The sequence below is a fragment of the Streptomyces sp. NBC_01549 genome, assembly GCF_026339955.1.
Taxonomy (GTDB): domain Bacteria; phylum Actinomycetota; class Actinomycetes; order Streptomycetales; family Streptomycetaceae; genus Streptomyces.
Genome location: NZ_JAPEPW010000002.1, coordinates 799,732 through 813,631 on the forward strand (window position 1 = coordinate 799,732; position 13,900 = coordinate 813,631).

General features: G+C 69.2%; 15 protein-coding genes and 2 pseudogenes. 10 read left to right on the forward strand and 7 right to left on the reverse strand.

The features are described from left to right. Positions 1-78: 78 nt before the first annotated feature. Positions 79-501 (reverse strand): annotated as a pseudogene (locus OG819_RS38300) (alpha/beta fold hydrolase); the annotation flags it as partial. 199 nt (positions 502-700) lie between these two features. After that, entirely contained in the window at positions 701-823 is a 123-nt protein-coding gene (locus tag OG819_RS38305) for a hypothetical protein (protein ID WP_266633053.1), read from the reverse strand. Positions 824-1,290: 467 nt separating this feature from the next. Here OG819_RS38305 and OG819_RS38310 point away from each other — a divergent pair, with 467 nt between their 5' ends. The 5 genes from OG819_RS38310 to OG819_RS38330 all read left to right on the forward strand — a co-directional run bounded on the left by OG819_RS38310 (position 1,291) and on the right by OG819_RS38330 (position 5,421). Beyond that, on the forward strand, positions 1,291-2,016 hold the full coding sequence (locus OG819_RS38310) for an alpha/beta fold hydrolase (protein ID WP_266633051.1): 726 nt from the start codon (positions 1,291-1,293) through the stop codon (positions 2,014-2,016). A 79-nt stretch (positions 2,017-2,095) separates the two neighbouring features. Beyond that, the gene (locus OG819_RS38315; protein WP_266653703.1) at positions 2,096-2,950 is read left to right on the forward strand and encodes an alpha/beta fold hydrolase; all 855 of its coding nucleotides are present in this window, start codon (positions 2,096-2,098) and stop codon (positions 2,948-2,950) included. 72 nt (positions 2,951-3,022) lie between these two features. After that, entirely contained in the window at positions 3,023-3,148 is a 126-nt protein-coding gene (locus OG819_RS38320) for a hypothetical protein (RefSeq protein WP_266653705.1), read from the forward strand. 128 nt (positions 3,149-3,276) lie between these two features. Then, a complete protein-coding gene (locus tag OG819_RS38325; RefSeq protein WP_266633043.1) occupies positions 3,277-4,242 on the forward strand; it encodes a hypothetical protein in 966 nt (321 codons plus the stop codon). A 978-nt stretch (positions 4,243-5,220) separates the two neighbouring features. Then, a complete protein-coding gene (locus OG819_RS38330; protein WP_266633041.1) occupies positions 5,221-5,421 on the forward strand; it encodes a hypothetical protein in 201 nt (66 codons plus the stop codon). 255 nt (positions 5,422-5,676) lie between these two features. Here OG819_RS38330 and OG819_RS38335 read toward each other — a convergent pair. Further along, a pseudogene (locus OG819_RS38335) lies at positions 5,677-5,820 on the reverse strand (glycoside hydrolase family 1 protein); the annotation flags it as partial. A 187-nt stretch (positions 5,821-6,007) separates the two neighbouring features. Here OG819_RS38335 and OG819_RS38340 point away from each other — a divergent pair. Beyond that, the gene (locus tag OG819_RS38340; RefSeq protein WP_266633039.1) at positions 6,008-6,628 is read left to right on the forward strand and encodes a TetR/AcrR family transcriptional regulator; all 621 of its coding nucleotides are present in this window, start codon (positions 6,008-6,010) and stop codon (positions 6,626-6,628) included. Between the two features lie 23 nt (positions 6,629-6,651). Here OG819_RS38340 and OG819_RS38345 read toward each other — a convergent pair whose 3' ends face one another. From OG819_RS38345 to OG819_RS38360, 4 genes are read right to left on the reverse strand one after another with little or no spacing between them, the layout of a single operon-like run. Further along, positions 6,652-7,491, reverse strand: coding sequence for an ATP-binding cassette domain-containing protein (locus tag OG819_RS38345; RefSeq protein WP_266633037.1), 840 nt, complete (start codon positions 7,489-7,491; stop codon positions 6,652-6,654). Beyond that, positions 7,488-9,323 carry a dipeptide/oligopeptide/nickel ABC transporter permease/ATP-binding protein gene (locus tag OG819_RS38350; RefSeq protein ID WP_266653707.1) on the reverse strand — a complete coding sequence of 612 codons (1,836 nt, stop codon included), beginning with the start codon at positions 9,321-9,323 and terminating at the stop codon, positions 7,488-7,490. The genes OG819_RS38345 and OG819_RS38350 overlap by 4 nt, the downstream gene beginning before the upstream one ends. After that, positions 9,320-10,264: an ABC transporter permease gene (locus tag OG819_RS38355; RefSeq protein ID WP_266653709.1), complete on the reverse strand. Its 945-nt coding sequence runs from the start codon at positions 10,262-10,264 to the stop codon at positions 9,320-9,322. The genes OG819_RS38350 and OG819_RS38355 overlap by 4 nt, the downstream gene beginning before the upstream one ends. A gap of 21 nt (positions 10,265-10,285) precedes the next feature. Beyond that, a complete protein-coding gene (locus OG819_RS38360) occupies positions 10,286-11,833 on the reverse strand; it encodes an ABC transporter substrate-binding protein (RefSeq protein WP_266653711.1) in 1,548 nt (515 codons plus the stop codon). On the opposite strand from OG819_RS38360, the gene OG819_RS38365 reads away from it, so the two are divergent. Genes OG819_RS38365 through OG819_RS38380 form a run of 4 tightly spaced genes read left to right on the forward strand, consistent with a single transcriptional unit; the run spans position 11,825 to position 13,736 of the window. After that, positions 11,825-12,382 carry a helix-turn-helix domain-containing protein gene (locus OG819_RS38365; protein WP_266653713.1) on the forward strand — a complete coding sequence of 186 codons (558 nt, stop codon included), beginning with the start codon at positions 11,825-11,827 and terminating at the stop codon, positions 12,380-12,382. The two genes, OG819_RS38360 and OG819_RS38365, sit on opposite strands and share 9 nt — an antisense overlap. Further along, a complete protein-coding gene (locus OG819_RS38370; RefSeq protein ID WP_266653715.1) occupies positions 12,379-12,906 on the forward strand; it encodes a transposase in 528 nt (175 codons plus the stop codon). Before OG819_RS38365 ends, OG819_RS38370 begins: the two co-directional genes overlap by 4 nt. Next, complete coding sequence (locus OG819_RS38375) at positions 12,903-13,373, forward strand: reverse transcriptase domain-containing protein (protein WP_266653717.1); 471 nt, start codon at positions 12,903-12,905, stop codon at positions 13,371-13,373. The genes OG819_RS38370 and OG819_RS38375 overlap by 4 nt, the downstream gene beginning before the upstream one ends. A gap of 48 nt (positions 13,374-13,421) precedes the next feature. Then, positions 13,422-13,736 (forward strand): group II intron maturase-specific domain-containing protein, encoded by a 315-nt coding sequence (locus OG819_RS38380; protein ID WP_266633023.1) that lies wholly within the window; start codon positions 13,422-13,424, stop codon positions 13,734-13,736. Positions 13,737-13,900 lie beyond the last annotated feature (164 nt).

The following is a 13,900-nucleotide window of genomic DNA, read 5'->3' on the forward strand; positions in this document are numbered from 1 at the left end:
ACTGCCCGACCGGATTTCCGGACGGGCAGTCGGCGTTGGTGGGCCCTGCGTGGTGCGGGACGGCGATCCCGCGGCGGGTCACTTCCTCAGGAAGGTGAGGAGCGCCGCGTTGACCTCCTCCGCATGGGTCCACAGCGGGCCGTGCGGGGTGCCCTCAATCTCCACGTAGTCGGCGGACGGGAGGGCCTTGTGGAACGGCCGCGCGGTCCCCTCGACGGGCAGGATCCGGTCGCCCGTGCCGTGCAGGATCAGGGCCGGCACATCGATGGCCGGGATGTAGGCCCAGAAGTCGGTGTACCAGGTCGACGGCGCGGCCGCGGCCGCGAAGAACCCACCGCCCGCGGCGACGTTCCAGCTGTTGCGGACCGCCTCCTCGCTGATCCTGGTCCCGAGGTTCTCGTCGAGGTTGTAGAAGTCCAGCGTGTCGCCGACCTGATCCACGAGGCGGTCCGGGCCACCGCCCGGTGACCCGCCTCGGCTGCCGGGCGCCGCACCGTCCGGGACCGAACCGATGCCGGCTGCCATGGCCCCTGACCGGCGCGCCGCTCACCTGCTCACCCGTCCCCACCGGGACGGCCCTGCTGGACACCACCGTAGGAAGCGGACGGCGAACTCACCGATCTCACGCCGCACCGTCGCCGTTTCACTCCTGGCCGGCGCCGCCGCCCTCGGAACTACAGGCGCTGCGTTCGCTGCTCCGTCACCGGCAGCGAAACAGCCGGCGCACCATCACCGGCATGAACTCCCCGCCATCGTCCTGATCCACGGCGTTCGCCGACTCCTCCAGTTGGGACGCCGTCGTCGGCTCCAGCGGCAGGGCCACCAAGCCCTGGCACCGGCCCTGCCACTGCGCGGGCTGACCAGCGACCCGCGTACATCCGCGGCTTCCTGGACTGGATTCCGGGCCTGATCGTGCTCGTAGGCCACTCCTACGGCGGAGCGGTCATCAGCGTCGCCGCGGCAGACACCTCCCGGTGAATCGTGGGCCGGGGCCGATTGCGGCTCCGGCCCAATTCCGTGCCAGGGCAACGCCGCCCAGCCGGAACTCGCCGGACAAACGTGGGCACGTACAGGCCACAGCCAGGGCGCGGACAGGCAAACACGCCGCCCGGCAGTCCCTAGAGTCAACTACGTTCGACGGCCACCCGGTCAGTGCACACCGCACACCAACCGATGCGAGGCCGGCCCGCGACATCCCACGGCAAACGGGCACACCAAGGCAGCCCCGACCCGGCCGACAGGCCGCGCGACAGCCGACCACCCATTGCCAATCGATGAAGGAGTTTCCCCATGTCCAGTTCCGACAAGCCGACCGTCGTCCTCGTCCACGGCGCCTTCGCCGACGCCTCCAGTTACGCCCAGGTCATCCCCCGGCTCATCGCCCGCGGTCTGGACGTGCTCGCCCCGGCCGTTCCCAACCGCAGTCTGATCGGGGACGCCGCCTACGTCGCCTCTGTCGTCCGGCAGATACCCGGTCCGGTCGTCCTGGTGGGCCACTCCTACGGTGGCGCCGTCATCACGGTCGCCGGCACTGAGGACAACGTCAAGGCTCTGGTGTACCTGGCCGGTTACGCCTTGGAGAAGGACGAGAGCCTCGGCGAACTGCAGGGCCGCTTCCCGGACAGCGACCTCGCCGCCGCACTGGTCTACACCCCCTTCCCGGTCGAGGGTTCTACCACCCCCGGCACCGACGTGTCTGTGGAGGCCGAGAAATTCCCGGCCATCTTCGCCGCCGACGTCGACTCGCGGCTCGCCGCCGTCCTCGCCGTTTCCCAGCGACCGCTGGCCGCGCAAGCCTTTGCCGACCCGGCCCCGGCCGCGGCCTGGAAGACGAAGCCCTCCTGGGGCCTGGTCGCCTCGTCCGACCACACCATCAACCCCGACGTGGAGCGCTACGGCTACCAGCGGGCCGGCATGACCACCGTCGAGGTCGACTCCTCCCACCTGGTGATGCTCGCCCACCCCGAGCGCGTCGTCGACCTGATCGAGGAAGCCGTACGGGCCACCTCCGACTGACCCCACGCGCTCCCGCTCGCGCCCGTCCGAGCGGCCGTCGCACCACGGCCGCCTCCGCCCCTTTTACAGAGAGCGAACGATGAACCCACCGATCTCACGCCGTACCGTGACCGTGTCCCTCCTGGCCGGCGCAGCCGCCCTGGGCACCGCAGGCGCCGCATACTCCGCGCCGGCAGCGGCGGCCGACAGACCGGGCAATCCGCACGAGCGCCCGGACACACCCACCGTCGTCCTGATCCACGGCGCATTCGCCGACGCCTCCAGTTGGAGCTCGGTCGTGGAGCGCCTGCAGCGGCAGGGCCACCGAGTACTGGCGCCGGCCCTGCCGCTGCGCGGACTGGCAAGCGACTCCGCCTACATCCGCAGCGTCCTCAACAGCGTCACCGGTCCGATCGTGCTGGTGGGGCACTCCTACGGCGGAGCGGTCATCAGCCAGGCCGCCGCCGGGGCCCCGCAGGTCAAAGCGCTGGTCTACATAGCCGCCTTCATCCCCGACATCGGGGAGAGCGCACTCAAGCTCACCGACAAGTTCCCCGGCAGCACTCTGGGACAGGCCACCGCCACCCAGTACTACCCGCTGCCCGACGGCAGTCAGGGGGAGGAGCTGGTCATCAAGAAGGACCTGTTCCGCAAGCAGTTCGCGGCCGGTGTCCCCACGAAGACCGCCCAGGTCATGGCTGCGGGACAGCGTCCGATCACCCTGGCGGCGCTCCAGGAGCCCGCCACCGCGGCCGCGTGGAAGGAGATCCCCAGCTGGGCCCTCGTGGCCACCGAGGACCGCAACATCCCGCCGGCCGCCGAGCGCTGGATGGCCGAGCGAGCCCGCGCCCACACCGTCACCGTCCGAGCCCCGCACGCGGCGGCCGTGAGCGACCCGGGTCCGGTCACCGACCTGATCCTGCGGGCGGCCCGTTCCGTCCCCACAGGCCACTGACCGGCCACCTTCTCGCCCACACTGGCGACATCCCGCACGAGGACATGGGGCCGCGACCGTGGCCTTGCGGCCGTGGCCCCATCCTCGCTCCTCATGGCGGGCCTGACCTGGCGAAGCGCCGCACGCCTGGCTGGCGGCGACGAACTCGTCAGCTCCGTCCAGGGCATCGGCGAACTGCGACAACGGTTCGTGGGCTGATAGCCCAGGCGTCCCGCGACGCCCGGCAGCCGAGGTCTCAAGAGCCCGACGCACACCGGTGGCCCCAGCGGCGAGACCCGACCGAGCCGCACCACTTGCGATCAAAGAGAAAGATGAAGAGAGCCCACATGCCCAGATTCCTGACGGGGACGCGCACCGGCCTCCTGGCCTCGGCCGTCGCAGCGGCCCTCGCCATGACCGCGGCCGGCCCGGCGACCGCCGCCCCGAAGCCGGACGTGCGCTTCATGGCACACCTGGACATCGCCGAAGGACAGCGACCGGAGAACATCACCCTGGAGCCCGGCGGGAGTGCCGTCGTCACCTTCGCCTACAGCCGCCAGGTCGCCCGCATCCACCCCGACGGCCGGGTGCACGTCCTAGCCACCCTGCCCCAACCTCCGGTCGGCGCCAGCACCCCTGCCCTCTCCTCACCGTTCCTCGGCGGGATCGTCCGCGCCCACGACGGGACCCTGTACTTCCTCTATGCCACCGGCAGCAGCGATCTCACCGGCCTGTGGCGTCTGCGCCCCGGCGGCACACCGCAGCGCATCGCCGCGCTCCCCGCCGACGGCTTGCCCAACGGCCTGGCCCTTGACCGGCACGAAGGCCGGTTGTACGTGGCCGACTCGGTCCTCGGCACGGTCTGGCGGGTGCCCGTCACCGGGGGCGCGCCCACCCGGTGGGCCACCGCGCCCGAACTGGCCGCCGCCGGATTCCTCGGAGCCAACGGCATCAAGATCCACGACGGGGCGGTCTGGGTGTCAAACCTGGACAAGGGCACCGTGCTACGCATCCCGGTCACCCGGTACGGCACCGCCGGCCACGTCGAGACCCGGGCCACCGGCCTGGTCGACATCGACGACTTCGCCTTCACCGGCCGCGGCAACACCCTCCTGGCCGCGATCAACGCGGACAACGAGGTGGCCCTGGTCAGGCCGGGCGGCAGCCACACCGTCGTGCTGACCGGCGCCGACGGGCTGGAGAACCCGACCTCGCTCGCCGTACGGGGCAACACGGCCTACATCGCCAGCGGCGCCTACTTCACCAACGACGACCCCAACCTCCTGGCCGCCCGGATCAACACCGCCCGATAAGGCGGCCCCGCCCGCGCCGCCGCACCTGCCCGGTGCGGCGGCGCGGGGCCCTGGGCCATCAGATCCGCCGCACGACGAGCGGGCGGAGCTACTGCAGCACTCGCTGGACCCCGTCTACGAGAGCGACGGCGTAGCCGTCGGCGGTGATGCGGGCCTGGCCGTCCGCGCCACGAGGGGTCGGTCGAGGTCAGCGGGGTAGACACCGGTACGTTCGCCGGGTGCGAAGTGGACCGGCCAGGGGGAGAGGCCCAGGTGACGTCGAGCGCCACACGCCGCCGCCGCGCGCCGGCTCGCCGCTCCAGCGGGGCCGTCCCCCGACCGCCGCGGCTTCCTCCGCGTGCCTGCCGAGGACCCAGGCGGCAGCCGTAGCGTTGCCGTAGCCTCGCACGTCGTTGGCCGCTTGGGAAAGGAACTCCAACTTCGCCTTCGGCGACGAAGCGCCATAGCTGGCGTAGGTCAGAGCCAGAGCCCGGAGTGGAGGGTGTCCGGCGGTCGCCGCGCACTGCGAAGTGACCCTGTAGTAGGCGTCGGCTCCACGGCGTGACGTACTTGAACGACTGCTACTCGCGGGCAGATGAGGGCCTGCCCGCCGGGGCTGGACCGGAGCGGACCGTGCGGGCGCTCCGCGGGCTAGCAATTTCGCTCCATGGATCGCCTTCGCCGTCATCCCGGCCTGGCAGTGGGGAGCCCTGGACGCCCTGCTCATCTCCATCGCCCTGGTCGCCGAAGGCCACCGGGCCGGGCAGCCGCTGGACACCATGCTTCTAGGCTTGGTCTCGGCGGCCCTTTTTCGCGGTTGTCGTCACTGTCGCCTTCGCCAGCCCCAACTCGCCGTTCCACCACTACGTCAACGCCTCCTCGGCGGCCGTCCTGGCACTGACGGCCTGGAGCGGCCTGGCCCTCAAGCAGCCGTTCACCCTGGCCATCGCGCGCGGTCAGGCCCTCGAAGCTGTCTGGCGCACCCCGGCCTTCTATTGCGTGAACGTGGTCATCACGGCTGCCTGGGCCGCCGCCTTCACCCTGTCAGCCCTCGTACTGGCCGTTTTGGACATGAACAACGCTGGACCGCTGGCCCTCGTGCTGGTACAGGTCGCCGGGTTCCTCCTCCCCGTGGCCTTCACCGTCCCCTACACCGCGGCCGTACGGGCCCGCGCGGCAGCTGGCCAGCCCGCCCGCTGACCACCGCAACCGCGAACTCGTCAGCGCGCCACAGACCGCCCAACCGGCCGGTACACCCCGGCCCGCTCAACGACTGACCGCAAGACGACCCGACCGCCGCCGCCCACCCCATCGACTCACCGTCCGGCGGCAGCGGGGCGCCTACTCCCGAAGGGCCGGGAAGACCACGTCGACGCGCGTGCCCTCGCCCGGCGTGCTGTCGAGTCCGATCAGCGCGTGGTGAACCTCGGCAATGGCGGCGACGATGGCCAAGCCGAAGCTGTCGCAGGCGTCGCCGCTGAGCTCAAGGCCGGGCGCGAGGTGCTCGCGGGCCCAGAAGTCGCTGTTGAGGTTGTTGCCCTCCACCTGGTGCGGCGCTGTAGATGCGCCCCAGAGGAATCCGGGAACGAGTTCAGTCATCGTCAACTTCCTTGTCCGAGGGAGCAGAACACTGCAGAGAGAAGGGAACGAGGTTGAGTCACAGAGGACGATGCGAGGTCCACCGGCCCGGTCGACGCCGGTCCGAGGGTGGACGCTTCGACGCTAACATCGAATTTCGAATCTCGATACTATTTTTGCGTCGATGACAAGGACGGCAGGAGAGCGCATGACCGCAAGCACGAGCCGGGGGCCGTACGCGAAGACCGCGGAGGTGCGGCGGCGGATCATCGAGGCCTGCATGGGGGCGTTCGGTGAGGCGGGATTCCGCGGCGCCACCATGAAGGACATCGCCCAGCGGGCCGGCATCAGCCTGACCGGCCTGCTGCACCACTTCCCGCGCAAGGAGGACCTGCTCCTCGCCATGCTCGAACTGCGCGACCGGCGTAGTGCCCAGTTTCTGGAGTCGGCCGAGGCGCTGCATCCGAAGGAGCGGCCCGTCGAGGCTTTGCGGGGCATGCTCGGCGTGCTCGTCGAGAACGAACTGAGGCCGGGGCTCATAGAGTTGCACTGCATTCTGTCGGCCGAGGCGACCTCCCCCGGCCACCCTGCGCACGAGTTCTACGCCCAGCGCTACCGCACGCTCCGCCAGTTCTACGCGGACGTGTTCACCGCTCTCGCCGAGCGCGACGAGCTGCGCTCGGACATCGCCCCGGAGTCGTTGGCGACGATCACCATCTCCCTCATCAACGGCCTGCAGCAGCAGTGGCTTTTCGACCGCGAATCGGTGCACGTGGAGCGCGCGATCCGCATGTTCCTGCTGTCCGTCATCCCGGGGCTGGACGGCTGAGCACGGTGGGCCGGGTGGCGGGTTCACAGCGCGTTCCGTGCCGCGGCCAGACGCTGTCGCTCCTCGCGCCGTTTCCTCTGCCCGACCGGGTCCGCGACCGGGGCGGCGAGCAACAGACGCTGGGTGTAGGGGTGTTCGGGAGCGGAGGTGACGAGGCCTGCCGGGCCGGTCTCGACGATGCCGCCGCGGTGGACCACGCTCACCCTGTGACTCACGTGCCGGATGACCGCGAGGTCGTGCGAGACGAAGAGATAGGCGACCCCGGTACGCCGCTGGATGTCGACGAAGAGGTCGAGCACGCGGGCCTGCGTCGACAGGTCGAGGGCGGAGACCGGCTCGTCGCAGACGATCAGTTTCGGTCCCGGAGCCAGGGCTCGGGCGATCGCGACGCGCTGGCGCTGGCCGCCGCTGAACTCCCGCGGCAGCCGTACGAAGGCGTCTGCCGGCAGTCCTACCTCGTCGAGAAGTTCACGCACACGCACTCGGGCGTTGCGTGGGCTCGCCCCCTGCACCACGAGAGGCTCGCTGAGGATGTCGCCGACGGTGAGCGACGGGTTGAGCGAGGTGTAGGGGTCCTGGAAGACGACCTGGATGTAGCGTGCGAGGGCCCGGCGCTCCTTCGCCGTGCAGTGGGTGATGTCCTGGCCGAGAAAGCCGATGCGTCCGCTGCTGGGCTTCACCAGCCCGAGCACCGCCCGGCCGATGGTCGTCTTGCCGGAGCCGGACTCGCCGACGATGCCGAGCGTCTCGCCCTCGTCCACCGCCAGGGACACCCCGTGCAGTACCTGCTGCGGGCGGGTGCGGAAGCCGCGTCCCGGGTAGGCCACGCGCAGGTCGTTCACGTCGAGCAGGGCCGTCTTCATCGCGCCTCCGTCTCGAGCGTGTCCGCCTCTCGGGCGTCCGTCTCTCGGGCGTCCGTCGTCGGCCGGTCGGTGCGCAAGGTCCGCTTGTCGAGGATGGAATCCAGCAGCATCCGGGTGTAGGCGTGCCGCGGGGCGGTGAACAGGTCGAGCGCGTCGCCGGTCTCGACGATCCGGCCCTTCTGCATGACCGCGACGCGGTTGCAGATGTCCGCGACCACACCAAAGTTGTGGGTCACAAGGAGCACCGCCATGTTCAGCTCCTTCTGCAGCTCGCGCAGCAGGTCGAGGATCTCCGCCTGCACGGTCACGTCGAGCGCGGTCGTGGGTTCGTCGGCGATGAGCAGCAGCGGACGGCTCGCGACCGCGCCCGCGATGAGCACGCGCTGGGCCATGCCGCCGGAGATCTGGTGCGGATAGGAGAAGAAGGTGCGCTTCGGGTCCGGGATGCCGACCCGGTCCAGCAGAGCGAGAACGTGTTCGCGCGCCGCACGTCGCGGCATCGTCGAGGAGGCGCGCAGGCCCTCGACGAGCTGTGTTCCCACGGTGAAGTTGGGGTCGAGGTTGGACATCGGCTCCTGCACGTACGCGATGGACCTCCCGCGCACACCACGCAGTTCGCCCTCGCTGAGGCCAATGAGTTCGCGTCCGTCGAGCCGGATCGATCCTCGGGTGACGACCGCCTCGGCGGGCAGCACACCGAGGACGGCGAATGCGGTCTGGGTCTTGCCGGATCCCGACTCACCGACGAGACCGAGGGTCTGCCCCGCCTCCAGGCTCAAGGTAAGGCCGCTGACAACCTCCTTCAGCTCGCCCGACGGGGTCGGGTAGGCAATGACAAGGTCCTCGACGGTGAGCAGCCCCGGGGCCGTCGCCGAGGCGTCGGCTTCCCGCGCATCGGACGATGGGGCGTCCGCGCCGGTGCCGGTCGGCGCGGTCGCCGGTCGGCGCTCGGGTGCGGCGATACGGGACGGCTTGGGCCGATCGCCCTCCAGGGCGTCCCTCAGCGAGTTGCCGAGCAGCACCAACGACGCGGTGATGATGCCGAGCATCAGGCTCGGCCAGAGGAACTGCAGTGGTTCCTCGTAGAGGTTGGTGAAGCCCTCGGAGATCATCGCTCCGAAGCTGGGGACCGAGCTGGACCCGACGCCGAGGAAGGCTAGGCCCGACTGGACGGAGATGGAGGATCCGGCGAGGAACGCGGTGGCGATGACGACCGGTCCCCGGACTACGGTGAGCACGTGCCGTCGCAGGATGCGCCGGTCGGGCAGGCCCGAGACGCGTGCGGCGTCCACGTACAGTTCGTTCTTCACTCCGAGGACGAGGTTGCGTACGAGGCGGTAGATCCCGGGCGAGAGCAGTACGCCGAAGATCAGCATCGTCGCGCGGTAGTCGCCGTCCGTCACCGGGAACAGCACGATGAGCAGGATCAGGCCCGGGAAGGTCATGACGAAGCTGAAGACCCACTCGGTGACACCCCGGACACGGCGGCCGAAGTAGCCGCCGATGAGCCCGAAGGTGACGCCGATGGCCAGGGCGATGCTCGTGCCGATGAGGGCCGAGACCACGCTGGTGTTGATGGAGGCCAGCAGACGCGCCAGGATGTCGCGCCCGCTCTTGTCGCCCCCCAGCAGATAGTCGTGGGTTCCGATGCCGGCGTTGACCGCGTCGAGCGAGGCGTCGTTCGGCCCGTGATCGCTGAGGAGCGGTGAAACCAGGCCGAGCAGGACGACGACCAGGAGGAGGCCCGCGCTGATAGCGGCCTGCGGGTCCGTCATAAGCTTGCGCAAGGGCGACCTGCGGCCGAGCACAGCGGTGCGGCGTTCGGTGGTCAACTCAGGATCCTCGCCTTCGGGTTGAGCCAGCCGTTGACTAGATCGACGACGAGGTTGACGCACACCACGAGCAGCACACCGAACAGGCTGATGCCCATGATGATCGGGATGTCGCCCTGGAGGGACGCGTTGAAGGCGTACTGGCCGAAGCCCGGCAGTGCGAAAACCTGCTCGATGATGAGAGCGCCGCCGAGCATCTGGATGAACTCCAGCGACAGGACGGTGAGAGCCGGGCCGGCTGCGCCCCGCAGGGCGTGGCGCAGCACGATCGACCGGGTCGGTATCCCCCGGGTCCGCAGGGTGCGAACGTAGTCCTTACGCAGCTCGCCGATCATGGCGCCGCGGACCTGGGAGGTGAGGCCTGCGACGCCGCTCATCATCAGGGCGACGACGGGAATGGCGATGGCGGAGGCCCAACCGGCCGGGTTCTCCGACAGCGGCGTGTAGCCGGTGGCGGGGAACCAATGCAGCTTGATGGCCAGGACGTAGACGAGAGCAATCGCGATCAGCAGGTTCGGCACCAGGTATCCGACCATCGACACGCCCTGTGCGATCCGGTCGACGGCGCCGCCGCGTGAGGCGGCCAGGAGGCCGAGCGTCACGCTGATCACCGTGGTGGCGAGCAGGGCGGCGAGCACGATGGACAGCGTGACGCCGAGGCGGCCCGCTATGGCCGAGCGGACGGGTTCGCTGGTGAAGTAGGAGAAGCCGAGGTCGCCGCGTACCGCCTGGGACAGCCAGTCCAGGTACTGGGTGAACAGCGGGCGGTCGAGCCCCATCTGGGCCTTCTGGGCCTGGACGCGGGCGGGTGTCGCGCCGCTTCCGACGATGCTGCTGGCGACGTCGTTGAAGGAGGTGCTCAGCAGCAGGAACGTGATCATGGTCACCAGGACGGCGAGCACCAGGCCCGCGCCGAGGCGACGCAGCACATAGACGATCATGATGCGGCTCTTTCCCGGGAACTAGTCGGCGGTGCCGAACTGCCGGATGGTGGCGAGCGTCGAGGAGCCGTCACCGAGGTACGTGATGCCCTTCTTGGTCGCCCAGTCGCTCCCGATGTAGAACACGGGGCCGTACCACGCGTTCTCGACTCCGAACTTGTTGATCTCCTTGTAGACGTCCGCCGCCTTGGCGGGGTCGAGCTCCCGGTTCGCCTGGTCCAGCAGCTTGGTGAGCTCGGGGGCCGAGGAGTTGAAGACGTTGCGGTAGCCGGTGGGGCTGTAGAAGTTGCGCGCCTCGATCGGGGTGGTGTTCAGCCCGTCGACGATCAGAAACATCGGGTACTTCTTGGAAGCGAGGGCCGAGACGCTCTGCTGCGGCGGCACCGGCTGCCACTTCACCTTGATCCCGATGTCGGCGAGCGCCTGCGTGAACGTCGGCTCGAACGGCTTGGTGAAGACGAGGCTCGGCATGGTCACCGAGAAGCCGTTCGGGTAACCGGCGTCGGCCAGCGACTTCTTGGCAGCTGAGGCGTCGTAGGAGTACGTCTGGTCCAGGGCGGGGTCGTGCCCCGGCCCCTTGGGGTTGAAGATCTGCTCGGTCGGCCCACCCGAGCCCCGGAGCAGCTGCTTGACCATCTTGGCGCGGTCGAAGGCCATGTTGATCGCCTTGCGGACCCGCACGTCACCGAGCGGCTTGAGTACGTCCCCCGCACGGTCGGCCAGGACCAGGGTCGCCACCGCGGTCGCCTGGACGTGCTGAGTCTCGAAACCCGCCGACTTGAAGCTGTCGACCTGAGAGACGTCGACGGTGCCGGTGTTGGTCTCGCCGGCCTTCAGCGCGTTGGTCATCGCGGTCTGGTCGGAGATCACCCGGATCTTGACGGTCGGGAAGGGGTAGGCCTTCTTGTTCCAGTAGTCGTCCCGCCGCTTGAGCACGTACACCGACCCGTTCACGGTGGCGCCCTTGTCGAGGGTGTAGGGGCCCGAGCCGACCGGATTCAGCGCGGCGCTCTTGGAGGTCATCGTCTTCGGGTCGCCGATGACGCCGGCGGCCGTCGAGAGCGAGGTCAGCAGCGAACCGTCCGGCCGCTTCAGCTTGATCACGACCGTGGTGGCGTCGGGTGCCTCGACCGAGGCGACGGAAGCGAGTACCCCCTGGTTCGGCCCGGGCGTCGCTCCGATCCGCTCCAGCGTCGCCTTCACGGCGGTCGCGTCGACGGGGGTGCCCGAGCTGAACTTCATGCCCGTGCGGAGCTTCAGCGTCAGGGTCCGCGCATCACTGGAGTAGTGCCAGCTCTGCGCCGCGCCGGGCCGCAGCTCGCCCTTGTTGTCCTGGATCAGCAGCGTGTCGTAGACGGAGTCCCAGATGTAGGTCTGCTGCCCCTCCAGCAGTTGGGTGGGATCGAAGGAGTTGGGCGTGCCGTAGATGGCGATGGCGAGCGTCGTACTCGAGGACGACGAGGCTCCGGTCGACTGGCTGTCGCACGGCGGGTGCTCGGGGGCGGGTGCTGGGTAGTGGTGCTGAGGGCACGGCCGGGCCGTGACGAGGGCGAGCAGGCGGTGGTCCACCGCCTGGCGCCGGCCAGAAAGGCGCCGAAGGTTGTGGTGGAGCGCTGCCGGATGGTGGAGCTGAGCTGGAACGGCTGGCTGGTCCCGCAGATAGCCGACGAGCTGCGGTGCGGTCCCAAGACGGTGCGCCGCTGGCTGCACCGCTTCAACCGCTGCGGGCTGGAGGGACTGCAGGATCTGGGCGGGCAGGGACGCAAGCGAAGGATCACCGAGGCCGAGCGCTCGAGGATCGTCGGCCTGGTCAAGCTGACGCCGCCGGGTCGGCTGGAGGTGCAGCCGTCGAACGAGATGTGGGCCGCGGACGAGTCAGGGCCCTCGGAGTGGACTTTGGACGCACTGGCCGCCACGGCCCGGGACCTGGGCATCGAGGTCAGCCGCTCCCAGGTACGTCGGATCCTGCTGGCCGAGGGGGTGCGCTGGCGGCGCACGCGCTCGTGGACGCGCTCGAAGGATCCGGACTTCGAGGGAAGAGGACGCGGATCGTCGGGCTCTACACCAGCCCGCCCGACGGCGCGACGGTGGTCTGCGCCGACGAACTCGGCCCGGTGATCCCACGCACCTTCCCGCCGGCACCGGGCTGGTCGCCGGACGGACACCGCATCAAAATCGAGCTCGACTACTCCCGCGGATCGGAGAAATCCTGGGTTTACGGCGCCTTACGCGTCCGGGACGGCCACGAGGTCACGATGACGGCCACCTCCCGTAACAGTGCCTTCTACCAGCAGTTTCTCCAGCTGGTCGAGGACGCCAACCCCGTCGGGGACATCTACGTGATCACCGACAATCTGTCCTCCCACAACAGTGTGTCCACCCGAACCTGGCTCGAGGATCATCCCCGCATCCAGCATGTATTCATCCCAGTCGGCGCCTGCTGGTTCAACCTCCAAGAAGGCTGGTGGCGCATCTTCCGCAAGACCGCCCTGGCCGGACGCTCCTTCGGCGACCGCGACCACATCACCCACGCCACCGAAGTGACCACGGCCCAGCTCAACGCCCGCGCCCGACCCTGGATCTGGGGCAGACCCGCACCACCCACCAGGCGTTTACGCCGCCGCTATGTGTACTTCCTTTGAGGAATCCAGCAGTAGAGGTCGATATCCGGGACTGCTTCGGCACCATCGACCACGCCGCGCTGATGGCCGAGGTGGCCCGGCGTGTGGTGGACCGGCCGATGCTGAAGCTGGTCCGGGCCCGGCTGAGGATGGGGGTGCTGCAGGGCGGGGTGACCTCTCCGACCGGAGCGGGAACCATACAGGGATCACCGATTTCACCTCTGCTGGCGAACCTCGCCCTGCATGTCCTTGACGAGACGTGGCAGGGAGAAGGCCGCCGGCGGGGAGTGCTGGTGAGGTACTGCTATGACTTCGTGGTCTTGTCACCGACCAGCCAACGAGCCGAACAGGCCCGGGAGCTGGCGGCGAGGGTGCTGGACGGGCTCGGCATGCGACTGCGTCCCGAGAAGTCCGGGATCACCTGCCTCGGTCGGGGCGGGCGAGGCTTCGACTACCTCGGCTTCCACCACCGGAAAGTGGAGTCGTAGAAATGGCGGGGCAAGTTCTACTTGCAACGCTGGCCCTCGGCCAGTGCGATGCGGGTGTTGCGGGACAAAGTCCGTGCAGCCACTGCCATCTCGAAAGCCGAGAGGCCAGTATCCGCCGTGGTCCCTGACCTCAACCCCGTGCTGCGAGGCTGGAGTGCGTACTTCCGCAACGGGAACTCCGGGCGGAAGTTCAACGCGGTCGACGGCTATGTCCACGAGCGGTTGGCGATCCTCGCCAGCCGGAAACACGGACTACGAGGCCGGAATTGGGCCACCCGTTTCACCTACGGGTGGATCACCCGGCTGGGAGTCTACAACCTGACCGGAACCGTACGCAGGGCGACGGCGCATGCCAGTCGGTGAACGATGTCGGATAGCCGTGTGCAGGAGAACTGCATGCACGGTTTGAAGCGGCGGAGGCTGGAAACGGACCGGAAGCCACCGCGCCAGTCCCCGACCCTACTAAGGGCCCTGTGTCCCCCTGGGGAAAGAGGCAAGAGGCCGAGGTTTCCCAGTAGTTGTTCCGC

Excerpts from the sequence above, each read along its gene's own strand:
- OG819_RS38310 (WP_266633051.1), top strand. The coding sequence starts at position 1,291 with ATGTCCAGTTCCGACAAGCCGACCGTCGTCCTCGTCCACGGCGCCTTC.
- OG819_RS38315 (WP_266653703.1), top strand. The coding sequence starts at position 2,096 with ATGAACCCACCGATCTCACGCCGTACCGTGACCGTGTCCCTCCTGGCC.
- OG819_RS38325 (WP_266633043.1), top strand. The coding sequence starts at position 3,277 with ATGCCCAGATTCCTGACGGGGACGCGCACCGGCCTCCTGGCCTCGGCC.
- OG819_RS38340 (WP_266633039.1), top strand. The coding sequence starts at position 6,008 with ATGACCGCAAGCACGAGCCGGGGGCCGTACGCGAAGACCGCGGAGGTG.
- OG819_RS38345 (WP_266633037.1), bottom strand. The coding sequence starts at position 7,491 with ATGAAGACGGCCCTGCTCGACGTGAACGACCTGCGCGTGGCCTACCCG.
- OG819_RS38355 (WP_266653709.1), bottom strand. The coding sequence starts at position 10,264 with ATGATCGTCTATGTGCTGCGTCGCCTCGGCGCGGGCCTGGTGCTCGCC.
- OG819_RS38380 (WP_266633023.1), top strand. The coding sequence starts at position 13,422 with ATGCGGGTGTTGCGGGACAAAGTCCGTGCAGCCACTGCCATCTCGAAA.